Below are 26,360 nucleotides of genomic sequence, written 5' to 3'. Positions count from 1 at the left end.
CCTTTTTAATTATTGAATTTCAATTTTTTTAATGGTTCCCAAATATCATTTTTTGTATTTAAATGACAATCGCACTGTTTTTCATTTAGGTTTGTTCCACATACTGGGCATAAACCTTTACAATCTTCTCTACATAATTTTTTCATCGGTATTGCTAATTCAACATAATCAAAAACATCCTGATCAATATCAATTTTATCTTCGTCTGGCGATAAATATTTTACATTGAATTCATCTAATCGTTTTGCATCTCTTACAAATAGATAACTCATCTGAAAGTGATTAGTCAATTTTGCATCGTATTCAGAATTACACCTATCACAAATTAAATGTGATGTTGCTTCAACATCAAAATCAATAACTATTTGATGAATAGACTTATCCATTCTACAGTTGACTAATACATTACCAAAAAATGATTCGTCCAAACCTAAATTTTCTACTGGTTCGTTAAAACTTATTAGATGTATACCGTCAGAAAAATTTGTATATTTTATTATCATTTTAACAAAGAGCAAAAATTTGTTTCAAAATATACTCATGATGATTTTTATAATCAAGAAAAACCCTTTTCATTTTAATAAGGTTAAATTATAATGTTTCTATATACTTCTTTACTGGCATCAATATTACCAATGACATTGTATTTAGTTATGTTATGGTATATGGATAAATATGAACGTGAACCATTAAGTTATGTATTATTACATTTTTTGTGGGGAGCTTTAGGAGCGATATTTTTCGGAGCTCTCGGAAATTATTTAATTTCATCTTTAGTAATAATTTTATCCAAATCAACAATTAGCAGTTCAATATTATCTAACATAATAGCTGCTCCTATTGCAGAAGAAATATCAAAAGCATTGTTTCTATTCTATAGTTTTCGTTCAACAAAATTTGATAATTTTACAGATGGATTAGTATACGGCGGTGCAATTGGACTTGGATTTGGTATGACAGAAAATTTTATTTACTTCATTACTTTTGGTACTACAATTGAGATTTTAATTATACTTATTTTATTAAGATCTTCTTTCTCAGCTGTTATGCATTGTATTTCAACTTCAATATTTGGTGCATCATTGGGAATGATAAAATTCTCTTCTTACTCATTAAAAATTTTATATCCTGTTTTTGGTATTCTTCTATCTATCTTAATTCATTTTATGTGGAATTTATCGGTTAGTAAATCGGAAACATTATTGTTTGGATTTTTATTTATGATTTTACTTATAATATTATTTGTATCTATTTTTATATATTCTTTGAAGAGAGAAAAAGAAATTATAATAAATGAATTACTGGAAGAAACTAAAATAGATATTATTCCCGAATCTCACATAAACATTATAAGTTCAAAATCAAGATTTCGTAAAGGATGGATTGATGAACAAATTCGTAAAAAATATTTTAGAACTGCCATTAATCTTGCATTTAATAAAGTACATTATAAAAATTCAAAAGGAACAAAAAAAGATTTTTATGAAATTGAGATTGAAAAAAATCGAGCTAAATTAAAAGAACTATTGTCAAACTATAAATCAGGTTAATATGGATAAAAGAATAGGGATTTTTGGTGGTACATTCGATCCTGTTCATGTAGGACATTTAATAACAACACAATATGTTTTTGAACAAAGAAAGTTGGATAAAATAATTTTTATACCATGTTTTATTTCACCACATAAAACAAATCAAAATTCATCAAATCCAGTTCATAGATTAAATATGCTGAGACTTGCAATAGAAAATATTCCATACTTTGAAATAAATGATTACGAGATAAGAAAAGGAACAATTTCTTATACATATGATACTATTGTTGAGCTAAAAAAATCTTACAATTACATAGAACTAATAATTGGTTATGATAATTTAATTGTTTTTGATAAATGGCATAAGCCAGATGAAATTCTTGATTTAGCAAAATTAGTTGTAATGAAAAGAAGTATAGATAAAGAAGTAGAACAAAAACATAAATATTTTGAAAAAGCAATTATACTTAATACACCTACTATTGAAATATCATCGACAGATATTCGTGAAAGAGTTAAAAATAATTTATCAATTGATTTTTTAGTTCCGCCCAAAGTAAAAGAATATATAATGAAAAATAAACTTTATTGTGATTAAAAATTGTTGAGATTAATATGAAGTTTAAAGTAGAACAAAATTGAGTTCTAAGAAAATCTAATTTATTAAGGAAATCATTTGTAAAGTATGCAAACAATCTATTATAAATTATAAACTGTTACACATTCTCAATTCAAAATGCCAGAAGATTTTATTGATTATTCTTTTATTCCTGAATTAAAAAAATTGTATGAATAAATTATATTCAATTCTAAATTCAAATTATGTAATGTTATTAATAACAACTTTTATTGTTTTGAATATTTTTACTAAACAAGTCTATTCACAAAAATTATATGAAAAAAATTTTTATGGTGGTCTGCATTACTTATCAGATTACATAAGTTCTGTAGAATTTCAAAACCTGAAAGAAAACATAAATCATACACAACTTGTGGATTCAATTTACTTAAAAGCATTAAAATTTTTTAATAATGATATATCCGAAGCACTTTTATGTTTGACATTTTCATGCTTACCTTTTGAGAAAATTAGACTTCGTTTTTTATTTGATATTCAATTAGCTATTCCTCTCCCTTCTCCACCAAATGAAGTTTTTAAAAAACGATTAAATAATCTCCCACAAAAATTATTCTTTGATTCTCCAAGAACTGAATCTGGTGATAAAGATAAACTTTCTCACTTTTTCGGGAATGCGTTTTTATCCTATAATACTGGCTCGTTTAATTTATCTAAATTAATAGGTATTTTTGTAGAAACAATTGAAGATGCAATTTTTATTGATGGTAGTTATGATATGCGTGATATTTTAATTAATTATCTTGGTAGTTTATATGGTAATGTATTAAGAAATAAAAAAAATATTCTCCCATCAGATATATTGAAAATTTATCAGTTACTATTTATAAGGATTTACTAATGAGATCAATTTTGATAATTGATGACGAATTAGAAATTTGTGAATCAATTAAAATGATTCTTGAGTACGAAAATTATGTAGTTGATTACTCTACTGATTCGAATATAGGAATGCAAAAAATTGAGCACGGTGATTATGATGTTTTACTGCTTGATATTCAAATGCCAGATAAAAATGGCTTTGATATTTTAAACTGGTTGAACGAAAAAAATATTGATTTAAAAGTAATTATTATTTCCGCACACGCAAATATTCAAAATGCAATACTGGCTACAAAGTTAGGAGCTTTTGATTTTCTGGAAAAGCCAATTGATAGAGACAAACTATTAATTTCAGTTCGAAATGCTTATGAACAATCAAATTTAGTTAAAGAGTACAAAAAGTTAAAAAGTGTTGTAAGCTCAGAAGAAAAAATTATAGGCAAAAGCTCAGCAATACAAAAAATTCTTGAGACAATCTTAAAGGTAGCTAAAACCGATGCAAGAATTTTAATTACTGGAGAAAATGGAACTGGAAAAGAACTCGTTGCCCAGGAAATTCACAAACAAAGTAATCGTTCTCATAAAGAATTAATCGAAGTTAATTGTGCAGCCATTCCTCAAGAATTAATTGAATCAGAATTATTTGGTCACGAAAAAGGTTCTTTTACTGGTGCAATTAAGCAAAGAATTGGAAAATTTGAATTAGCAAATGGTAGTAATCTTTTTTTAGATGAAATTGGTGATATGAGTTTGCAGGCACAAGCAAAAGTACTTCGTGCTATTGAAGAAGGAAAAATTGAAAGAGTTGGTGGTTCATCAAAAATTGAAGTTGATGTTAGAATAATTTCTGCTACTAATAAAGATTTAGAAAAAGAGATTGAGAAAGGAAATTTTAGAGAAGATTTATATCACAGATTAAACGTAATTCCAATTCATATACCTCCCCTGCGAGAAAGAAAAGAAGATATTCCATTGCTGATTGAACATTTCACAAAAATTATTTGTGAAAAAAATAAATTCCCTATTAAAACATGGGATATTAATGCTATTGAAATACTAAAAAATTTGCCATGGAAAGGGAATGTAAGAGAATTAAGAAATTTTATAGAAAGAGTTGTAATAATGGAATCAGCTACAGTGATAACTCCCAGAGAAGTTAATCAATATATTTCCAATACTGTAACAAGGATTGATGATATTCTTAGTACAACAAATACATTCCAGGAATTCAAAGAAAAAGCAGAAAGAGCTTTTATTATAAAACAGCTTGAATCAAATGGCTGGAATATAAGTAAAACTGCAGAATTACTTGGTATTCAAAGAAGTCATTTATATAATAAAATTAAAAAGTATGGAATAGAAAAGAGGTGAAAAATGGGAGAAACAATTTTTGCAAAAATAATTCGTAAAGAAATTCCTGCTGAAATAGTTTACGAAACGGATACTGTACTTGCTTTTAAAGACATTAAACCACAAGCTCCTGTTCATATTTTGATTATCCCTAAAATTACAGAGATTACTACTACAAAAGATATTAATGGGAAATTGCATGCTCCGATTTTAGGAGATTTATTTGATGCAGCAAATAAAATCGCAAAAGATTTTGGGATTAGTGAATCAGGCTATAGAATTGTGATAAATAGTGGTCCAGATGCTGGCCAGGAAGTATATCATTTGCATTTACATTTACTTGGTGGAAGAAAAATGAACTGGCCTCCAGGTTGATAAGTAATTATTTTAAAGCTTTATCAGCAATATCTCTACGATAATAAATACCATCGAAGTTTATTTTTGAAAGAACTTCGTAACATCTTTGTTTTGCATAAGATAGATTATTTTCCTTTAATATAGATGTAATGCCTAAAACTCTACCACCATTGGTCAGAATTTTACCATTTTGCTCTTTAGTTCCTGCATGATAAATAATTATATCTTTATCATTTATTAAGTCCAATCCAAAAATTTCTTTACCTACATCATATTTATCTGGATAACCTTTAGAAGCAGCTACTACACAGACAGATGCTCCTCCGTTATAAAATACTGATTCTTTTATAGAACCTGATGCTGCTGAGTAAAGCAATTCAAGAAAATCTCCTTCAAGGAGTGGCAAGATTACTTGAGTTTCTGGATCTCCAAAGCGACAATTAAATTCCACAACCTTAGGTCCATCATCTGTCAACATTAAACCGCAGTATAAACAGCCAACATATTTATTATTTGTAATATTTAATGCATTTAATGTAGGTTTTATAATTTTATTAGAAATCTCATCCATTAATTTATCGTTTACAAAAGGTGTTGGAGCGTATGCTCCCATGCCACCAGTATTTTTACCTGTATCTCCTTCCCCAATTCTTTTATGGTCCTGAGCAGGAGGAAGTAAAACAAAATTATTTCCATCTGTAATTGCAAACACAGATGCTTCTTGACCACTCATAAATTCTTCAATAACAACTTTTTTACCTGCATTGCCAAGTATCGATTTTATGAAATAATCTTCTATTGTATTTTGAGCAGATTTATAATCATCACAAATAACCACTCCTTTCCCTGCTGCAATACCATCTGCTTTAATTACAATGGGATAATTTGTGTTACTTAAATATTCAAGTGCCTCTTTATATTGTTCGCTTGAAAATACTTCATAGTTGGCAGTTGATATATTAAATTTCTTCATTAAATCTTTTGCAAAAGATTTTTCGCCTTCAATTCGTGCTGCATTTTTTGTTGGACCAAATACTTTTATTCCCTGACCAATTAAAACATCAGCTATTCCATCTATCAAAGGTTTTTCTGGTCCAACCACTACAAGATCAATTTTTCTATCCACACAAAATCTAACAATCTCATTAATGTTATTAGGATCAATTAAAACATTCTCGCCTAATTGTTTTGTACCTGGATTTCCTGGAATTATAAATAATTTATCGAGTAGTTTACTTTGAGAAATTTTCCATGCAAGAGCATGTTCTCTTCCACCTGAACCTATTAATACAACTTTCATGGTAAATCCTTTAAACTAAATTGGAATTGTGTTATAAGTTGTTCAGTTAATAAAATTCTATTATGTCTTTGAACAAACTCTTCGTTAGGTTTTGGTAACATATTATTACTGTATAGAGAATGAATTTCAATTATTTTTTCTTTTATTTCATCAACATCATCTGGAGAAGTTATAAATGAAGCCCCATATTCTATCAAAGCAGATTTTGCTGCTCCATTAGGTACACATCCAAGAATAGGTTTTCGTGTTCCAAAATATTCGTATAATTTACTTGTTGAAATTGTATCAACATTTTTTACATTTTTTCCTACCATCATCCATAGAATATCTGAACTCATAATTTTTTTTATTGCTTCCTTATGTTCAAGATAGCCATAAATTTTTACAAACTCATTTAATTTTAGATCATTAATTAATTTTATGTACTCATCTCTCATTAAACCAACAAATTCAAGTTCGATATTTGCTGTAATATCTGGTCTTTCAATCGAAAGTTTTTTAAAAGCATTTAAAAAGTATTTTGGTGTATTGTTCTCATAGAAAAGACCAGAATAAGTAAATCTCATTTTAGTTTTTTCTTTGACTAAATCATCTATGTTAATATTAAAGTCTTCTGGGTCAAAACCATGAGGAATAATTATAATTTCATCATATGTAAGGAATGGATAATCAGTAAGTAATTTTTCTTTTATCCTTCTATTTATTACAATAATTCTATCTGCAGCTTTTAAGGAATTATATTCTAATTTTTTATTTTTTCTTTTATGATAAGGAGTTGGATAAAATGAAAAATGGTTTTCGTACCATAAATCTCTATAATCTACAATTAATGGTATATTAAATTCCTTCTTTAAATTTGCTGCATAAATAAAGCTGGAAAAAGGTGGACAGGTAACAAACAGAACATCATATTTTTCTTTTTGTAACAATTCTCTAGCAATTGCGTAAGATTTTTTTGCCCAGGATTTTTTATTATCAGGGATAAAAAGGATTTTAGAAAAATATGAATAAATCTTTCTTAAGAATTCTTTAGGAACATTTACAGTATGAAATTTTTTACCAATTATAGAGTTTATATCAAAAGAATCTGTTCTTATAATTTTAACACCAGCTTCTTCTGCCTCTCTTAAAAGACTAAAATCGTGGGCATAATAAGCAGCATTTCCTGTAGTTATAACAGTTGGATGCCAATTAAATTTTGGCATGTACTTAGTAAATTTCAGTGTACGTTGAACTCCACTTAAACCCATTGGAGGATAGTAATACGCCAGAATAAGAACTTTAAACATCATGACACCTTAAATGCAACAGAATATTTTATTAAATCTTATTTATTGTTTGATAATTAGGAGCTTCTTCTGTAATAATAACATCATGAGGATGACTTTCTCGCAATCCAGCAAGTGTTATTTTAACAAATTTAGCTTTAGTTTTTAGTTCTTTAATATTTCTAACTCCACAATAACCCATAGCAGCTCTAAGACCACCAACAAATTGATAAATTGTATCTGCAAGTGCACCTTTATATGGGACTCTTCCTTCAATTCCTTCAGGTACCAGCTTTTTAATATCTTCTTCAACATCTTGAAAATATCTATCGCTACTTCCCTGTTTCATAGCTCCTAGTGAACCCATTCCACGATAAACTTTAAAACTTCTCCCCTCAAAAAGAACTTTTTCTCCTGGGGCTTCATCACAACCAGCAAACATAGCACCCATCATTACTGTATCGGCACCAGCTGCAATAGCCTTTGCAACGTCTCCTGTTTGTTTTATTCCACCATCGGCTATTATTGGAATATTTTTTCCTTTAAGAGCTTTTGCCACTGCCATAATAGAACTTATCTGTGGAACACCTACACCTGCAATAACTCGCGTAGTACAAATTGATGCAGGTCCAATTCCGACTTTAACAGCATCAACTCCGCAGGCAACCAGCTCAAGGGCTGCTTCGCCTGTGACAATATTCCCAGCAATTAATTGTATATCTTTAAACTTCTTTCTTATCTGTTTCACCATTTTAATTACACCTTCAGAGTGTCCATGAGCAGTGTCTATAACAATTACATCAACATTTGCCTTGACGAGAGCTTCTACTCTTTCGATTGTATCTTTTGCAATACCTACAGCAGCTCCAACTCTTAACCTTCCGAGTTCATCTTTACAAGCGTTAGGAAACTTTTTCTTTTTCATTATATCTTTATAAGTAATAAGACCTTTTAGATAACCTTTTTTATCAACAACTGGTAATTTTTCAATTCTGTTTTTATGTAATATTTTCTCGGCATCTTCAAGTGTTGTTCCTATTGGAGCTGTAATCAAATTATCTTTTGTCATTAGTTGTTCTACAGTGAGTTCTCTATTATGTTCAAATCTCAGGTCTCTGTTAGTTAATATTCCGATTAATTTACCTTCCTTATCTACAATTGGAATACCTGAAATATGGTATTTAGCCATAATTTCTTCGGCTTCATAAATTTTTTTATCTGGTGTTAAAGTGATAGGATTTACAATCATTCCACTTTCTGATCTTTTAACTTTATCAACTTCTTCTGCCTGGCGTTCTATTGACATATTTTTGTGAATAATGCCGATTCCTCCCTGAGCAGCCATTGCTATTGCCATTTGCGATTCAGTAACAGTATCCATAGCAGCTGATACAAAAGGAATGTTTAATTTTATTTCTCTTGTTAAATAAGAAGTTATATCAGTTTCTCTTGGCAGAACAGAAGATCTTGCAGGTATCAGAAGTATATCGTCAAAAGTCAAACCTTCGAACTCTATTTTTGAATTTTTCATTTATTCCTCCTGAAAAATAAATATTAATAATTCCTAATAAACAAAAAAAGACCACACAAAGTGGCCTTTCATTTTACGATGAAAAATAATTAATTCTTTCTTTACATTTAATAATAGACTTCACCATTAAAGTGCCAGTTAGAATTAGCTTTAAGGTTTTTAATTAAGAATGAGAAATTTTTCAAAATTTAGGTGTAAAAATACATATAATGATTCTATCTACAAAATTTACAAAGCTTCTTCATCGAGATTTAATTTTTTTAATACCTTTAAAATAATATCTGTCTGAAAACCCTTCGATACTAAAAATGAATATAACTTTTGTTGTTTTTTTTGTTTATCTAATTTTTTATGCTGGATTAATCTCAATTTTTTTATTGCTACTTCATAAGCGTTGTTTAAAGATGCATTCTCATCTGCTTCATTTATTACTTCATCTATTATTTTTTTTTCTACACCTTTTTTTAGTAATTCTAACTTTATTTTATTTATTCCTATTTTTTTTCTTACGAAGCGTTCTTCAAAATATGCTTTGCAAAATTCTAAATCGTTCAAATAATTTTTTGATATTAATTCGTTTATAACTTCATTAATCAGCTCTTTATTGAAATTTTTTTTTAATAATTTATTCTTTAATTCCTGAACAGAATGCAATCTTCTTAAGATAAATTTTAATGCTGTATTTTTTATTATGAATTTTTCATTTAAATGTAATAATTCATTCTTTTTACTTTCTGTAATTACATCGTTTTTTCTTAAACCATTATCGATTACTACTCTATGATCAAGTAATATTGGTTTACCTTCATCAAATTGAATTTCAACATTATTCCCTTTTTTTTTAATTGATGTTATGATCATTTAGTTTTTTTATTTTTTGTCTCAGGTTCAGTTGTAGATTCTTGCGTTTCACCGTTTGTCATTCCAAGAACACTTCTTACTTCTTTTTCGAGTGTTTCAAAAAATTTTGGATCTTCAAGCATTCGTTGTTTCAATTGCTCACGACCCTGGAATCGTTCATCTTTATAAGTAAACCATGCACCACTTTTTTTAAGAATTCCGTGTTCTGTTGCTAAATCTATAATATCACCTGCTTTACTAATTCCTTCGTTATAAAGAATATCAAATTCAACTTCTTTGAAAGGTGGGGCAACTTTACTCTTAACAATTTTTACTTTTGTTCTGCTACCAATTACATTATTACCATCTTTAATTGCATTAACTCTTCTAATATCTAATCTAACCGATGCATAAAATTTAAGTGCATTACCACCTGTAGTTGTTTCGGGATTTCCAAACATAACACCAATTTTACTTCTTAATTGATTTGTAAATATCACACAAGTTTTAGATTTACTTATAGCCCCTGTAATTTTTCTAAGAGCTTGCGACATTAATCTTGCCTGCACAGCCATTTGAGGATCGCCCATATCACCTTCAATTTCTGTACGAGGCACTAATGCTGCAACAGAGTCTATAACAATTACATCGAGAGCATTACTTCTAATTAAAGTATCTACAATCTCAAGAGCCTGTTCACCAAAATCTGGTTGTGATAATAAAAGATTTGAAGTATCAACGCCAAGACGTTTTGCATAATTTAAGTCAAGTGCATGTTCGGCATCAATGAATGCAGCAAGACCACCCTTTTTTTGAGCTTCGGCTATGATATGAAGGCAAAGAGTAGTTTTACCAGATGATTCAGGACCAAAAATTTCGATGATTCTTCCTCTGGGTACACCACCTATCCCGAGTGCATAATCAAGCGATAATGAACCTGTAGAGATTGCTTCTACTTTATTAATTACTCCATCCCCAAGTTTCATTATCGTTCCTTTACCATAAGTTTTTTCAAGATTAGCAATAGTATCTTCTAATATTTTCATTCTTGCATCTTTATCCAGCGACATTTTTATTCTCCTTTATTTTTTATATAAAAACTTTTTAATGGCTCATACACTGAACCACTTTTTAATAATGTACTTTTAAAAAAAGTGATTTTGTTAGCATTAAAATTAATTTCTGGAATTTCTACTTCTGTAAGTTTATAAAAATCTTTATAAAATTTTTCGTCTTTATCTTTAATTCTTAATAGTGTAATATGAGGTGTAAATTTTCTTTTTTCTTTCAGGTATCCAAATTTTGAAATTAATTCATCAATTTCATTTGCTAATTTAATAAGTTTATCATTATCATTTAATCCAATCCATAATATCCTTGGTTTTTTATCTTTTATGAATAAACCAAATTTTTGAAAAGATAGATTTAATATATCATAGTTTTTTAATAGTTTTTCAATTTCTGAACATATATTCGGTACAATATTTTCTTCGGTATCGCCCAGGAATTTTAAAGTGAGATGTAATTTGTTTAAGGGTTCCCATTTTAATTTTTCATAATCATTAATCAACTGATTTTTAATATTTACTATCTTTTCAAGTGCTTCTTCTGGTATTTCCAGTGCAATAAATGTTCTAATCATCGTAAGATATTCCTAATAGATATCTTCTTAGCATTTCAAGTGCTGCTTGAGAAGTTCTATCTTTATTTAATATTCTATCATCTCCAAATCTAAATTCTTTTGCTGTACAAATTTTATCATCACAGATTCCAATATAAACTAAACCAACAGGTTTAGTAGGAGTAGCTCCTGTAGGACCCATGATTCCAGTAGTTGATAAGCCAATATCTGTTCCACTAATTGATTTAACTCCTTCTGCCATTTGTCTTGCTACTTCGAGACTAACTGCTCCATATTTTGAAATTATATCTTCATCAACTTTTAAGATTTCTACTTTAGCTGCATTACTATAAGCAATTACGCCTCTTTCTAAAAAGTTACTGCTACCACTAATATTTGTTAAACGATGTGTAATTAAACCACCTGTACATGATTCAGCTACAGCAAGTTTTAATCCTCTATCGATTAATAATTTTGCTACAACACCTTCAAGTGTATCATCATCTTTTCCATAAATATATTTTCCAATTATACTTCGTATTTTTTGTTCAACTTCTTCTAATTTTGAAATTGCTTTTTGTTGTTCTTTTTCTTCGACTGTAATTCTTAATCTAACACCAAATTGATTAGGAAGAAATGCAAGTTTTGCTCCATTTAATAACTCATCGATATTTCCAAGTTTACTAAATAAAGTAGATTCTGGGATTCCGGTAGTAAGCAAATTTCTTGTTAATATAATTGTGCCTTTGTGCTCGAGTTTATTAATCAATTTAGGTAATACATATGTTTCCATCATGTTTTTCATTTCGTAAGGCACACCGGGCATTGCTATAAAAATTTTATTATCTTTTTCTATCCATATACCAGGAGCAGTGCCACGAGTATTTCTAATTGGTTCAGCAATTTTAGGAACAAGTGCCTGTTCTTCATTAATTTTTGTTAGTTCTCTTCCCCTGACTTCAAAAAATTTTTTAATATCATTTAAAACTTCTTCATTCAAAATAAGCTCAGTCTCAAAAAATTCTACTATACATTTTCTTGTTACATCATCATGTGTAGGTCCCAATCCACCAGTAACAATTATGATATCACTTAACTTAAATACTCTTTTAAATTCTTTAAGAATTTTACTTTCATCATCTGGAAGAACACTTGAACCTATAACTTTGATTCCATTTTTTATTAACTGTTCGCCCAGATAAGCAGCATTTGTGTTTAGAACCTGACCAATTAAAATTTCATCACCAATTGTAATTAAGTATGCATTCATATATGTAAATAGTTAGTTTTTGTTCAATAAATTAAATATTATTTGAATAATAATAAAAGTATAAATACCTGCAAGTACATCATCAATTATAACACCCCATCCATGTTTTAATGATTCCGATTTTCGAATTGGAAATGGCTTTACAATATCCATAAATCTAAATATTAAAAAAGCCATAAATATGTACCAAACTTTTTTGGGTATAAAAAGTAAAGAAATCCACATTCCAATTACTTCATCCAGTGTAAATTCTTTTGGATCATTTCCATAAACTTTTTCAAATTTTATTGCTATATCAACACCAATTATTATAAATATGCTTATTAAAAAAATCATTAGTGTGGGATTTTCAAAGCCCGGGATTAAAAAAATAAAAATTGCTAAAAGACTGGCAAACGTACCACTCGCCTTTCTAATATAACCAGTATAAAAACCAGAACCAAATATTTTTTCGATGAAATTAATTTTTAACTCCAAATAATTGCTTAATCAATAATCTATTTGTGTAAATGTAAGTAATTCCAGTTACAACAGTAAATAAAGTTATAAAAAGCATTGAGTAATAAATTAAAAGTGGGTGAAGAAGCAGGTTAAAAAATTTTTCTCTACCTGTATATATCCAATCAATAGTTTTTATTGTATATATGAATAACAAATAATAAATAAAGAACATTTGTAAAAAAGTTTTCCATTTAGCTGAATAACTGGTAGAAAAAGATACTTTTTTATAGTCTGCATAAATTCTTATACCTGTTATCAATATATCTCGAATTATTATTAAAATTACCATCCACAATTCAAGTACATTAACTAATACAAAACCTATAAAAGCAGCAGAAGTTAAAATTTTATCTGCTAATGGATCTAAAAATTTTCCCCATTCAGTAATGTAATTAAATTTACGTGCAAGCCAGCCATCATACCAATCGGTAATTGCTGCAATAATGAAAACTACGAATGAAATTTGTAGAGTGGTATTTTCACCATACAGAAATAGATACAAAAAAATTGGTGTGAGAATAATTCTTAAAACAGTTAATTGATTTGGTAGTACCATGATAAGTGTAAGTATTAACCAGATAATTGTCTTAGATAAGGAAAATCATAAATACCAGTATCATGATTATCATTCCATACAACATTCAAAGCATAATTCCCAATTATTTTAATTTCTTTTATAGTTATTTGCTCTGTTGAATAAATTGGTATATATGATTTACCATTTTCTATTCGCTCAGTTTCACAAATAGCACATGGACATAAATAGCGAAGATTTGCAAATTTAATTTTTTGTTCGTGATTATCATCCCATAATATTAAAAGATTATCGTTATCATATTTACTAATTCGAATGGGAAACATTAAGATATTATTTCTCCTGTTAGCTTATAAAGTGCTTCTTGATACTTTTTACTTGTATTAAATATTACTTCTTCTGGTAATGGTGGTGCTGGTGGCTTTTTATTAAAATTAATTGATAGCAGATAATCACGAACATACTGTTTATCAAAACTATTTTGTGATACTCCTTTTTTATATTCTTCCAGTGGCCAGAATCTTGATGAATCTGGTGTGAGCAGTTCATCAATCAATATTATTTTCCCATCATAATAACCAAATTCCATTTTTGTATCGGCTATTATAATTCCTTTTTGAAGTGCATATTCCGAAGCTTTTTTATAAATATTGATAGTAACTTCTTTTAAGAAATTGAATGTTTCTTTTCCAACCAAAGAAATTGCTTTTTCTTCATCAATGTTTTCATCGTGTAAACCAATTTCTGCTTTTGTTGATGGAGTAAAAATTGGTTCTGGTAATTTTTCAGATTCTACCAATCCTTCTGGAAGTTTAATACCACAAATTGAACCAGTTTTTTTATAATCATTCCAACCAGATCCTGTAATATAACCACGAACAATACATTCAAGTGGAATTAATTCAGCTTTCTTAACAAGCATCGAACGATTTTTCAAAATTTCTTTATAAGGTTTACATTCATCTGGATATTCATCAACATTTGTTGTGATTAAATGATTATCAATAATATCTTTAGTAAAATCAAACCAGAAAGCTGAAATTCTATTTAAAACTTCACCTTTATATGGAATTCCTTCATTCATAATAACATCAAATGCAGAGATTCTATCGGTAGACACAATTAAGTAATATTCACCTAAATCATAAATGTCACGTACTTTTCCACTTTTGAAGAATTTTAGATTTTCAAAATTTGTTTTTGTGATAACATTAATTCCCATCAAAAATCCCTTTCTGATAAATAATTATATATGTTAATATACTTAGACTATGCAAGTGATTCAATAGAACTAAAAAAGAAATATGAAAGGGATTCAATAAAATTATTTTATTATCAAACTTTCTATTTCAAAAGTGTGGTCTGGTTTGTTTTCATTTTTATCAATTATAAACTGAAGAAATTCTACTTTATCTAAAGTCAACTTTTCATTTTCTGATTGTGAATTATTATTCCAAATTTTTGGTAGAAATTTTGGATATGAAAATGGAAGGATTAAAGAAGATCCTTTTTTGAAATCATCTAATGATAAAACTTTTTCTTCCATTAACTTGCTTAATTCAGTTTCACTCTGAAAACATTTGCCATCATCAGTAATAAAATTAATTTTCATCTTAAGTTTATCATCATTCAATGTGCGAGCTTTTAGAATAATTGTTTTGTAATTAGATAGATTGCTTTTAATAGAATTTAATATTGTGCTCAGGTTTAATTGAAATCCAAATGGAAATTCATCTTTGCCAGATGTTTGCACTGATATTTTAATTGTGCTTAATTCACTTGTAGAACCATTATTGTAATCAACAAAAAATCTTGTTGAGTTTGTAAATTGTGGAAAAACTAAATCTTTATAATCTCTTGATGCATTAAATAATTCAACAGGTGTATTTTTATCTAAAACTTTTGTCTTCCATAAATTATCAAAGTAAAAATCCCAATCATCTGGACTAATTTCTTTGCCATCAGGAAATGTGTATACTTTGTTATTAATTTTAGCTGTTACACAGAATTCAAGGTCGCCAGCATTTAATAAGTTTAGTGAATCACTTAAAACATAATTAAAGCCGTGTGTGTTTTTTAGAATAAATTTTTGAAATCTTCTCCATCCTAATCTTCTTATGTACAAAGCTGCTTCTTCAATGTTTTCTTTAGATGCAATTTCAAAAAGAAATTTTTGATAATCATTAACTAAAATATAGTGCGGTGTTTTATTCACTACATCAACAGGAAGATCATTCTTAAATTCTGGAGTATATAAACCATCTAAAAATTTTTTACGATTTAAATATTTCTTGACCTTATTAGACTCCAGATTATTTACACAAAGCAAATAAATTCCTGGTTTAACTTTAAATTCATTTTTAAATGAATAAAAAGATTTTTGATTACTGCTTAAAGGAATGATTTTAAAATTTTCTTTTAGTTCAGGGAGAAATATTTTTATAGTTCTTTCATTCCAGAAAAGTTTTGCGATTTGTTTTTTTGTACTTGTTTGTTCAAAAGGATCTCTGAGCCATAAAACATCTGGATATACTTCCAGTCTCCATATTCCACTTTCTTTTTTTTCTAAAAAGTATGCTCCAGTTCCGTCATAATTAATAATTTTCGAATTACCAGTACCAGCTATCAAAATCAAACTATCTGGAGAAACAGGGAGAGATTGTGTAGAATTAGAATAAATAAATTCTACTGGTGAATTTAATTCTGTTAAATTCTCTTCATAACTAATTCTAAAATTTTCGAACCTGTTATTTTGAGGAAAATCTCCATAAGATTTTTTATGCAAATAATGAAATACTTTCGAGGCAATCATCAAACTAATGGCTTTTGAAGGTGTGTATAAAAGATTTAGAAAATGAGTTTGATATTCAGTATTACTCCATGCAATTTGAGAAGGATCGTAAGCGAACATAGTTGCAAATTGCATTCCTGCTTCTCTAAAACTTCTTGCCATTGCTGGATACATAAAAGAAGAACCTATGTCAGCAGCATCAAATTCGTATACCATTTTTGCTTTTTGATTAAATCCTTTAATATTTTCAGATGGAATTTTATACTTGTTAACATTAATTAAATAATTGCCATTTAAAATTTTATTGTGAACTAAACCTGTGGGATACCATTGAAATGAAACACCTTCAACTTTAGAGTTGCAAACTGCTTGAGCCTGTGAATCACTCCAGCTTTCGCTAATATTGTAAAAAATAGGTTTAGTGAAATTCTCTTCACGTAATGCATCATACATTTCATTTATGTATTTTCTAACAAGTGATGTATCATCTGGATGATGTGGTTCATTAATAATTTCAACTGCTATAATTGATGGTTCGTCTTTGTATTTTAGTTTAGTATAAGGATTGAAATGATTTATAATTTGTTTCAAATAATTTTTTTGTGATTTTCGTGCATCTGGATTTGAAATCATTTCAACTTTTGAATAAGAACTTGAGAAACCTGGTGTCTCGAACTCAGGTTCAGGCCAGGCTGTTCCCCACCATGCAATTGGTGTGATAATTATTTTTATTCCTTTTTGTGAAAGTTTGTAGATGAGATAATCAAATAAATCAAGATGTTCATTCTGTAAAAGATTTCCTTCTTTATCAGAAATTTCTCTATCCCACATATGAACTCTAAAAGCATCAAATCCAAGTCGAACGAATTGCTCAACATCAAGATCAATTGCTTGTTTTAATGAAAGTCCCAATCTTTTATGAGCTCTATAAGCATAAGCAAATGGTGTGGTATAATTTACTCCAAATAATCTTACTTCTTCATCTGTATTTTGCCATCTAAGTATACCATCTTTATCAACATAGATATTATTTTCATTCCTTTGAGAATATATAACCGAGAAAATTATAAAAAGAAATAATAAAGTTTTCTTAAACATATTTTACACTCACTTTAATAAAATTAATTTATTAACAAGTCTTTTTTCGTTTGCTACTAAATTCAGGAAATATATTCCAGAAGGTACGTAAATACCATTATCATCTCTTCCATCCCAGAGAATTGAATAAGAACCAGCTTTAATGAATTTATTATCAAGGACTTTTACTAATTCACCAAGAGAATTATAAATACACAGAGATACATAAGAATCTTTATTAAGCTCATATTTTATTGTTGTGCTTGAATTAAATGGATTAGGATAATTTTGATATAGTTTTATATCATCAGGTAAAGATTTGTCTTCTTTTATATCTGTGATCAAATTTTTATCATTAAAAAATTTCCATGCTAATGTTGAGTCTTCTGAAGGAAAATAAAAATATCGATCTGGTATTGAATTTTCCCAGCCATTGAATGGTGCATTATCTATATAAAATTTATAATGAATTTTACGTCCTTTTTGAATTAAATATTTTGGAAAATAGACAATTCCAGACCAGAATGAATTATTTGCAACACTCGGTTCTTCTCTTTTTAAGATTAATTTATTTCTATTCCAGGAAAGAATTCCTTCTGATTCGATTGAATCCCCTCGAACAACAACTGGACCATTTTTCGCAGGATCAAAAATTCCTTTGCTCATCAAATGTGCGAGATTGACTCTGAACATAATACCAATTGAATCATTATTCTGTTTGAATGGTGAAAAGTACTGATAAATTTTACTTTTTGAAGAATTATAATATTGAACAGGAAGTATTGTATCATTTTTGCCTGCAATAAATAATCGATAATTTTTATTGCTATTATCAAAAGGAATAACAGGACCCTCCCAGCCTCCACTCAAATAAGTATATTTAGTTTTTGTATGACCTGTCCAAATTGAATATTCAAGAGTATCTCCTTCATACATTTGAAATGTATATTCCCAATTATCTCCATCAATATTTTTGAAAATTAATTCTGAAAGATTATCCCAGGTAATTCTTTCACCACTTGGTAATAAACTTGAACTTTTTCCTTTTACTTCTCCTCTTAATTGAACAATTCCATTTGGTTTTAATGTATCATTTAATGTAGAAGTATTTATTCTCATTTTAACATTTATAGTTGCATAATCTACATCAGGAAGAAAAACATCTATTGATGAAAGTGCTTCAGCCTCGAGATTTGAATTTGTAAAACCAAAAAGTGTTAAATTTTCCCATGATGAACCAATTGGTGGTACAGAAATATAAGCTGGTTCCCAATAAAAAAATCCTTTCCCTTTATTATTCTTTGTTTCTTTTATGATTTTTTTTAGAATAATTAAGAAATCTTTTTGTCCTTTCAACGAAGCAGGAAAACCCTGTAATAATTTTGTATTTTGTCCTACTATATTTCCATGATTATCGATTTGATAGTTTAATGTCCATGGATAAGCTGTTTCAACAACAATAATATCTTTATTATATCTTGTTGATAAATCATTCAAATTATATTTCAATTGTTCAAGAGTTCCATGCCACCAGGGATAAAATGAAAGCCCAATTACATCAAAATTAATTTTTTGTTCTTTTAATTTATTGAAGAAATACACTGCGCCATTATTATCACCACCTCTATCAATGTGAATCATAATTTTAATGTTTGATGAATCAACATCTTTTACGGCATTAATGCCTGCTTGAAGAAGTTGTGCAAACTTTACCCATTGTATACTTTGATTAAGAGTTGGATCATAGATTTTTCCATCAGGCCAGAGCATACCATTTGTGACTTCATTTCCAATCTGTACCATTTCTGGGAGAACATTATTAGCTCTTAGAGATTCGAGTACAAATTTTGTGTATGAATAAACACTATCTTTTAAAGATTCAAAAGAAAGGTTAGACCATGCAGCGGGTTTGGTTTGTTTTTCTGGGTCTGCCCATGAATCTGAATAGTGAAAATCAAGTAAAAATTTAAAACCTTTTTCTTTTATTCTCTTTGCAAATTGAATTGTTTTTTCTAATCCACAATAGCCATCTTTTGGAGTGTGCCATATTCTTAATCGAATATAATTCACACCTTTTTCCTTTAGAATATCCAGTAAATCTTTAACAACACCATTTAATTTATATTTACCACCAAGATCTTCAATTTGAGGAGTGAACGAAATGTCCACTCCTCTTATAAAATCATCAGTCTGTGAATACAAATTCAAACAAAAAAGAGTCAGAATTAAAAATATTTTTCCTAATAATTTCATATTATCTAATCAACATCATTTTTTTAGCTTGAGAGAACGAACCAGCACTTAGTTTTACAAAGTAAACTCCAGATGTAACATCCTGTCCAAAATCATTTTTGCCATTCCATGAAATGCTATGAGTTCCAGCATATTGTTGACCATCAAACAAAGTAATTACCTTTTGACCGAGTATATTATAAATCTCAAGCTTAACATTTTCTGTCTTTGGTATTGCATAAGTAATTACTGTTGATGGATTAAATGGATTAGGATAATTTTGATAAAGTTTATAAGCAGTTGGTACTGCATGTTCTGCCTCTATATCTGTAACTGGACCTAAGTCAGGATGATCTTCCACGGTCAAATCAGAAGCTTTCCATTGCATTAAAGCGAGTTCATAAGTATCTGGCCAAACAACTGGATTTATACTTACTGGCAAAATGTATTGATAATATCTTCTTCCTTTTTGAACACCTCCACCATTCCATATTTCACCTTGAGGAGATGTATAAACTATTCTATAACAAACTTGATAAAAAGTAGGAGGATTTAGATCAATTTCACCAGTATAAATCATATCACCATCAGGATCACTCAACATAACACGATTATCACTTCCATACATAGTTTTACCTTGAGTAATAGGAATTAAGCTTCCATCAAATTGAATATAAGCAGTATCAAGTCCCGGTCTGAAAAGTGGATTTGTAGGATTTGTTACAACATCAGTAGCTGGTGCCATATTAATTTTGAATTTGAGTTTAAGTGGATTTTTAATTACACCGTTTGGATGAATACTATTAAAGAATTGATATTCTGCACCAAAATCACCCGGTACAATCTGTTCAGGTTGATCAGTAAATGTATATTTTCTATCTGCACCACCGGTTACACCTGGTTCTTCCCAGCCATTAGAAAGTTGTAAACCGGGAATATAGTTTGGGCTATTTGGATCAACACGAGAAGAATCCCAGGCAATATAATATTTATAACTCAATACTTCGTTTGGGAAAAGAGTAAATGGTTCAAGTAAATCCCATTCTTCGAGGTCAGGGTTGTAAGTCATTTTGAGAACTGTAGGATCGGTGTCAAAATTAAAATCACCAGAAGCCCAGCCTTTTGGACCAGTTACTCCTACTTTATCTCCGAGTGCTCTATTAAATAAATTAGCTTTTTCAAGTGCATCCAATCTTAATCTAAAAAGAACATTTGCTGAAACTTTTGAGCCACGAGGCATTACATCATTGAAATAATACCAGTGAATGGTTACTTCGCCACTGTTTATAATATCCTCAGTGAAAGTGAAGGAGCGATTTGGTGTACTTTCCCATGTTTCTGGAGATTTGATAACAAATTTAAATTGCTGAACAGTTCCAGGTGTTACTGCAGATTTTGCAACATATGCTACACCAGACCAGAATGAACCTCCATTTACACTATTAACTTCACGTTTTAAAGTACAAATTTTTATCCATGGATTATCTGTTCCAAGTGGAGCACCACCTCTTACTTCAACTTCTTGTTTTTCAGGATCGAAATTAGCACCACCCATATTTACCCTGAAATAGATTGCAATTGAATCTGGTTTGATTTCAAAAGGTTTCCAGAATTGCTGGACTTTATTTTCCCAGCCATTCACATATTGAATTGGAAGTGTTGTATCTTTATCGCCAACTATTAATCCTCTGTTATCACCTGTTGCAAAACCAGCATCAATTGGTCCTTCCCATCCAGACCAGTGAAATGTAGGAGTATTAAGATCAAAATAAGTTACAAATTTATATTTAATTACATCTCCTGGATAGGCTTTAAACTCTGCTTCCCAGTAATCGCCACCAATATTTTTTGCTTTTATGCCGGTATTTTTATCCCATGTAATTGCTGGATCTGTTCCTTTTTGCGATTCTCCACAAACCAAAACAATATGGTTTGGACGCAATGTGTCTAAAACTGTAGCTGTATTTATTCTCATTTTTACTGTTACCATTTGTGCACTTATTGAATTAAAAATTAACATGGTAACGATAAAAGTTATAAATGAATAAATGTTGTTTGTCTTTCTTTTCATACTCCCTCCTTTTTATTGGGATTTAATAACTATGTTAATTAATTGAGATTTCATGATGATTGTTATTAAAATTTTATAATTAATGTAAATCTGTTAGAATTACCTAAATGCACAAAATTTTGATATGCATATTCTGTTGTAATTAATACATCACCAAAAACTTTTACATCATTTAGACTGAAGCCAAATGTCAGCCCGGTTTCATTATTTTCAAGAAATAAATCTTTGTAACCAGCACGGAATAAAACCTGATTATTCAATAATCCAATCTCAGTTCCAATATTAATGCTCTGTGCATTATCATTTGGGTTTATTCCATCAGCAGAAAGTGTCCATCTAATTAAATCGGTATTTATAACTTCACCAGAAATACCTATTCGCATAATTAAAGGCATATCAAACTCTTCGGTATTAAGTTTACCAACAATACTTTGATTATTTCCTTCTTGATTTGGTGCTATATCTACTCTAACATTCAAATCTTCACCATACATTCTCATTTTTGTTCCAAAATTTGATATGCTTGCACCTAATCTAATACCAGCAAATGGAGTTTCGTAAATTGTACCAATGTCAAAAGCTATTCCCGAAGCAGATGTGTTATAAATTGTTTCTTTAATAAATTTAAAAGTTCCACCTATAGAAAATTTATCTGTTAAATATCTGCTATAAGAAATTCCAACAGCAAAACTCGAAGCTGTAAATGTTTCCCCTGTTCCCATTGGTGCATAAGGTGTTGTAACATCCATTTCTTGAGTATAGAGAAATGTTGTGCTTATTCCAACTGTACCTAAATTTTCAAATGGGAGAACAATTCCAATAAAATCAAAATTAATTCCTGGCATCCAGGGTGAATGGTCTAAAAGCAAAGAGTTAGATTTAATTGTAGAAAGTACAGAAGGATTCCAGTAAATAGCAGAAGGATCGTTTATCATCGAAACAAAAGCACTTCCCATACCTGTGGCTCTCGCTCCGACTGGAATTCTTAAAAATGTTGCAGCTGCAGTACCAATTTTATTAACTCCCGCAGCGTAATTTGAAAGTGGTAGTAACATAGTACTAATCACTAATAGAATAACTATTTTATTTTTTACTTTTCTCATGGCTTCTCTAAAATTTATTTAATAATTGCAAAGGTTCCTGTTTTTTGACCTATTCCAGGGGCATCAACATGATAGACATAAATTCCATATGCTATTTCAAATTTTTCATCGCTTAATACATCCCATATTTCAGTTCCATTTTCATAAGGAGAATCGTGTTCGATAGTTTTTATCAAAGCTCCACTAACATTAAAAATTCTTATTGTACATTTTGCTGGTAAGTTGATAAAATGAATTTCGCGAGGACCACGTCCACTTGTATAAGTATTTCTTGGTTCCCATGTTTCTGCTGCTACATATGGATTTGGAACAACTCTTATTCTATCTAATTCTTCTTTAGCTTTATCAATAGAAATTGATGAGCTTTTCATTTTGAAATTATATACATCATAAGAAAGGAATGGTTTGTTGAGTATAATATTTAGTGTATCGCCAGCCTGAGGATTTCTTTTCCCTTTGAGATTAAGTGCAAATTGCCATGTAAATGTTTTTTTACCGTTCTTATCTTTTTCAAGAAAGTAAATGGCATCTGCTCTTCCACTTACTGGATCGATACTCAATTTACCATCAGTTCCATCTCTTTCGCTAAATAAAAATTCAATCTCCTTATTTTCTGTTGTGTTTATAACTTTGAAATTAACAGGGATGGCTGAAAATTTTCTTCCGAGTATTGTTGTATCTTTCGAAGTTGATAAACCTTGTTCACCAATAATTATTTTATAATCGCTTGGTTTAGTAACACCTTTTATTGTAAGATAAGTAAATGTATCGAAATTGAATGAATAGATATCAGGATCATTCCATTTTGTTTTAAGATTGTTTATTGAAATATCCTGAACATTTTCTAGACTCATTTGAAATCCATCAATAACAGGAAGCTCATCTCCAATGTTAATTCTTTTATCATCTTTCAATAAATATTTATTTTCAGTAACATTTTTTAAAGAAAACGAAACAGTTCTAATTACATCTCTATTATCAATTTTATAGGTTGTATCTTTGAAAGTTATTTCATATTCATGACCATTTTTAATTTTTGATGGATCAATAATTCTGAAATTAATATTACCACTTGCACCTCCACTTGTGTGTTTAAGATATTCAATTTCAGGTGGTAAATATCCTGCAGAACTTGAAGTTGGTCTTACAATAGCTACATTTTTACTATGAGTTATTGTTCCATCTGTATAAACATTAACTTGAATAGGAGTTTCTGTTGGAGGAATTCTAGCAGGCTCATAACCAAAATCGTAAGCAGTAACAGCATAAAAATATCTTTGTCCATTAACAACATCTCTATCAACGTAAACATGTCTTAATCCAGTATCGTTACCGAGGTCAAATTTAACTCCATTAATATCAATTGGATGCAAACCTTTAATCCCATCTTTCAAGTCAAATTGAGCAATTGGACGAAGTAAAGTTTTTACACCATAAGCATCAGTAATTACTTTAGCATCCTGGAAAGCAGCATCTGTAGCGCGATAGATTCGATAACCCTCGAAGTCGCGACCATTACCACCAATTTTATTTATATATCTATCAAAAGATTTTTCTGCTTCATCATCCCAATATAATGTTACCTGTCCATCTCCGGGAACAGCAGTTAATGTAACTTGAAGAGGTGCCTGAGCAAATTGATAATCTGCAGCATAAGCAGTTGTTGCCTGACGTTGTTTTTTAATAACACTTTCAATATCAGCATCTTTGGTATTACCACCGCCAGCAATTGCAATCGAAACTGCCATTCTTTGTCGTTGACCTGGTAAAATCGGGAAGTAACCAGATGAAACATAAGTTTGAAATTCACCAACCTGACGAACAAGATTAATTTTGCCTGGAACCATTAATAAATCCCACATTCCTTTATCTGGTGCAGTATTAAAATTAAGAGTACCATCAGGAATTTGAAGTGCAGCAGTAATTCCAATTAAATCTGTTTCGCTTACATCAGTTTTATCTATATTTGGTTCGCCCGGAAAATTTGTTCCAGAGCCACTTGAGGGTTTTCCATCTTTTTCTCCTTCATCCCCGCTTCCCCTTACACCATCGAGACCATTATCGTCAAGAAATGAATCCCAGTCATTATCATTATCAAATCCATCATCACGAGATTCATCTATCATTGGTGCAACATTTTGATAATTCCATTCTGCATTTAATCCAGCAACACAAAAACCTCTTTTTACTGTATCACCAACATTAAATGAAAGATAATTTATAAATCGAACAGGATTTGTTGTTTGTGTTATTTCGTTTATGTGGAATAAGTGCAAAGTTTCTTTTTCATCAATCAATCCATCTAAATCTTCATCAAATCCATTAGCAAGAGTATCTTCGTTGAGAGTAATTCCTTCTGGAGGTAAATAAAAATCTTTTCCAAGACTTTTTACTATACCACCGTTTTGAGGATATACAGTAATTATTCTATTAAAAGTTTCTGGTTCAATAAGAACAATCTTATCTCCAGGTCTAATAAATCTGGGTTGAAAATCATTTGCTGTAAAATGAGGTATTACAGTTTCAGCATTTTGAATTCTACTTATTAAATCTGAATATTCATCAGAATCTCCATCGTCATCTATTCCATTAACTTGATTACCTGGAGTTTCAATATATTTAAGTGATGCAACACCAACTGGATTTGTTCCAAAAGCTTCTGTTCCAATTCTATCTGCATCAGTAAGAAAAGTAGTTGCGGTCTGTAAATCTACATAAGGATAATCATCAGGAGCATCTCCACCAACCCAATCTGCTACAAAGAGGCAGAAAGATGTTTTATCAATAGTTTTAGTTCCATCATTTTTAATATCATGAATGAAAAATAAAACGTCGTTAATTAAAACTTGAGACCAGGCTAATGTTCTAACATCCATTAAAAGTCCAAGACCACCACGTGTTAGATCAGTAGTATCTGGTGTATATGGTTGTCTTTTATAAAGGTCATCAGATGTAACAAAGAAAAATTCTTGGTCTGCATTAAAAATGTTTTTTCCAAAAAAACCATTCCACGAACCAACCCAACCTGGATCAATTGGATCAGATCTTTTATCTCTCCAGCCACCTTGAACTGCAGTAGGCCAGGAATCTGGTTTATCACTTCTTGCAATTTCATTTTGTTGAGGATTTAAAAATCCTGGGACGGGCTCCATATTCCATGAATTTCCAGTTGAGGGATCTGTTCTACCTGCTGGAATTTCAACAAGATAAATTGTTTCGCCTGTATTACTTTTTACTTCGCCACCCAGAAAGATTTCGATTAAAGCGATGTAAATTCTATTAGTATTTTTTGGCCATTCGTAATCAATATAATCTGGTCTATTTGAAGGATCTCCACTGTATCCAGAATTAAATATGGTTGCTCGAATATTATTTCCATCAACATTTGAATTGCGTCTATAATTTACATCGCCTCTGAAATCCGAGGGCTTATGTTTTATAACCTGTCCATAAAATATTTGTGATACAAAAAATATGACCAAAAATTGTAAAATTATTTTTTTCATAAACCTTACCAAT

22 protein-coding genes are annotated in these 26,360 nt (G+C 29.7%); 5 read left to right on the top strand and 17 right to left on the bottom strand.

What is annotated here, in order from left to right:
* Positions 1-5: 5 nt before the first annotated feature.
* On the bottom strand, positions 6-503 hold the full coding sequence (locus VJY38_RS09655) for a DUF177 domain-containing protein (protein ID WP_353680487.1): 498 nt from the start codon (positions 501-503) through the stop codon (positions 6-8).
* A gap of 93 nt (positions 504-596) precedes the next feature.
* Here VJY38_RS09655 and VJY38_RS09650 point away from each other — a divergent pair, with 93 nt between their 5' ends.
* The 5 genes from VJY38_RS09650 (at position 597) to VJY38_RS09630 (ending at position 4,719) form a co-directional block, all read left to right on the top strand.
* Positions 597-1,550, top strand: a complete 954-nt coding sequence (locus tag VJY38_RS09650) for a PrsW family intramembrane metalloprotease (protein ID WP_353680486.1) — start codon at positions 597-599, stop codon at positions 1,548-1,550.
* Position 1,551: 1 nt separating this feature from the next.
* A complete protein-coding gene (gene nadD, locus VJY38_RS09645) occupies positions 1,552-2,133 on the top strand; it encodes a nicotinate-nucleotide adenylyltransferase (RefSeq protein WP_353680485.1) in 582 nt (193 codons plus the stop codon).
* Between the two features lie 190 nt (positions 2,134-2,323).
* On the top strand, positions 2,324-3,013 hold the full coding sequence (locus VJY38_RS09640; RefSeq protein WP_353680484.1) for a hypothetical protein: 690 nt from the start codon (positions 2,324-2,326) through the stop codon (positions 3,011-3,013).
* A complete protein-coding gene (locus VJY38_RS09635; RefSeq protein WP_353680483.1) occupies positions 3,013-4,365 on the top strand; it encodes a sigma-54-dependent transcriptional regulator in 1,353 nt (450 codons plus the stop codon). The genes VJY38_RS09640 and VJY38_RS09635 overlap by 1 nt, the downstream gene beginning before the upstream one ends.
* 3 nt (positions 4,366-4,368) lie before the next feature.
* Positions 4,369-4,719 (top strand): histidine triad nucleotide-binding protein, encoded by a 351-nt coding sequence (locus tag VJY38_RS09630; RefSeq protein ID WP_353680482.1) that lies wholly within the window; start codon positions 4,369-4,371, stop codon positions 4,717-4,719.
* Positions 4,720-4,726: 7 nt separating this feature from the next.
* Here VJY38_RS09630 and purD read toward each other — a convergent pair whose 3' ends face one another.
* The 16 genes from purD to VJY38_RS09550 all read right to left on the bottom strand — a co-directional run bounded on the left by purD (position 4,727) and on the right by VJY38_RS09550 (position 26,347).
* On the bottom strand, positions 4,727-6,001 hold the full coding sequence (purD, locus tag VJY38_RS09625; RefSeq protein ID WP_353680481.1) for a phosphoribosylamine--glycine ligase: 1,275 nt from the start codon (positions 5,999-6,001) through the stop codon (positions 4,727-4,729).
* Positions 5,998-7,293 carry a glycosyltransferase gene (locus tag VJY38_RS09620; protein ID WP_353680480.1) on the bottom strand — a complete coding sequence of 432 codons (1,296 nt, stop codon included), beginning with the start codon at positions 7,291-7,293 and terminating at the stop codon, positions 5,998-6,000. Before VJY38_RS09620 ends, purD begins: the two co-directional genes overlap by 4 nt.
* A gap of 28 nt (positions 7,294-7,321) precedes the next feature.
* Positions 7,322-8,800: an IMP dehydrogenase gene (guaB, locus tag VJY38_RS09615; protein WP_353680479.1), complete on the bottom strand. Its 1,479-nt coding sequence runs from the start codon at positions 8,798-8,800 to the stop codon at positions 7,322-7,324.
* Positions 8,801-9,028: 228 nt separating this feature from the next.
* A complete protein-coding gene (locus VJY38_RS09610) occupies positions 9,029-9,661 on the bottom strand; it encodes a regulatory protein RecX (protein ID WP_353680478.1) in 633 nt (210 codons plus the stop codon).
* On the bottom strand, positions 9,658-10,710 hold the full coding sequence (recA, locus tag VJY38_RS09605; protein ID WP_353680477.1) for a recombinase RecA: 1,053 nt from the start codon (positions 10,708-10,710) through the stop codon (positions 9,658-9,660). The genes VJY38_RS09610 and recA overlap by 4 nt, the downstream gene beginning before the upstream one ends.
* Positions 10,711-10,712: 2 nt before the next feature.
* Positions 10,713-11,282: an RNA 2',3'-cyclic phosphodiesterase gene (thpR, locus tag VJY38_RS09600; RefSeq protein ID WP_353680476.1), complete on the bottom strand. Its 570-nt coding sequence runs from the start codon at positions 11,280-11,282 to the stop codon at positions 10,713-10,715.
* Positions 11,275-12,531, bottom strand: a complete 1,257-nt coding sequence (locus tag VJY38_RS09595; RefSeq protein ID WP_353680475.1) for a competence/damage-inducible protein A — start codon at positions 12,529-12,531, stop codon at positions 11,275-11,277. The genes thpR and VJY38_RS09595 overlap by 8 nt, the downstream gene beginning before the upstream one ends.
* Before the next feature lie 12 nt (positions 12,532-12,543).
* On the bottom strand, positions 12,544-13,008 hold the full coding sequence (locus VJY38_RS09590; RefSeq protein WP_353680474.1) for a phosphatidylglycerophosphatase A family protein: 465 nt from the start codon (positions 13,006-13,008) through the stop codon (positions 12,544-12,546).
* Positions 12,992-13,588: a CDP-diacylglycerol--glycerol-3-phosphate 3-phosphatidyltransferase gene (gene pgsA, locus VJY38_RS09585; RefSeq protein WP_353680473.1), complete on the bottom strand. Its 597-nt coding sequence runs from the start codon at positions 13,586-13,588 to the stop codon at positions 12,992-12,994. The genes VJY38_RS09590 and pgsA overlap by 17 nt, the downstream gene beginning before the upstream one ends.
* Before the next feature lie 14 nt (positions 13,589-13,602).
* Positions 13,603-13,893 (bottom strand): DUF971 domain-containing protein, encoded by a 291-nt coding sequence (locus VJY38_RS09580; RefSeq protein ID WP_353680472.1) that lies wholly within the window; start codon positions 13,891-13,893, stop codon positions 13,603-13,605.
* The gene (locus VJY38_RS09575; RefSeq protein ID WP_353680471.1) at positions 13,893-14,789 is read right to left on the bottom strand and encodes a phosphoribosylaminoimidazolesuccinocarboxamide synthase; all 897 of its coding nucleotides are present in this window, start codon (positions 14,787-14,789) and stop codon (positions 13,893-13,895) included. The genes VJY38_RS09580 and VJY38_RS09575 overlap by 1 nt, the downstream gene beginning before the upstream one ends.
* Before the next feature lie 102 nt (positions 14,790-14,891).
* Positions 14,892-17,456: a cellulase family glycosylhydrolase gene (locus VJY38_RS09570; protein WP_353680470.1), complete on the bottom strand. Its 2,565-nt coding sequence runs from the start codon at positions 17,454-17,456 to the stop codon at positions 14,892-14,894.
* A gap of 9 nt (positions 17,457-17,465) precedes the next feature.
* Positions 17,466-19,688 (bottom strand): glycosyl hydrolase 53 family protein, encoded by a 2,223-nt coding sequence (locus VJY38_RS09565; protein ID WP_353680469.1) that lies wholly within the window; start codon positions 19,686-19,688, stop codon positions 17,466-17,468.
* Between the two features lies 1 nt (position 19,689).
* Positions 19,690-21,738: a T9SS type A sorting domain-containing protein gene (locus VJY38_RS09560; protein WP_353680468.1), complete on the bottom strand. Its 2,049-nt coding sequence runs from the start codon at positions 21,736-21,738 to the stop codon at positions 19,690-19,692.
* A gap of 65 nt (positions 21,739-21,803) precedes the next feature.
* Positions 21,804-22,841 carry a PorV/PorQ family protein gene (locus VJY38_RS09555; protein WP_353680467.1) on the bottom strand — a complete coding sequence of 346 codons (1,038 nt, stop codon included), beginning with the start codon at positions 22,839-22,841 and terminating at the stop codon, positions 21,804-21,806.
* Between the two features lie 14 nt (positions 22,842-22,855).
* On the bottom strand, positions 22,856-26,347 hold the full coding sequence (locus VJY38_RS09550) for a hypothetical protein (protein WP_353680466.1): 3,492 nt from the start codon (positions 26,345-26,347) through the stop codon (positions 22,856-22,858).
* Positions 26,348-26,360: the final 13 nt, after the last annotated feature.

Source organism: Rosettibacter firmus (assembly GCF_036860695.1).
Classification (GTDB): domain Bacteria; phylum Bacteroidota; class Ignavibacteria; order Ignavibacteriales; family Melioribacteraceae; genus Rosettibacter; species Rosettibacter firmus.
This window is presented reverse-complemented; position numbering and strand designations above follow the sequence as displayed.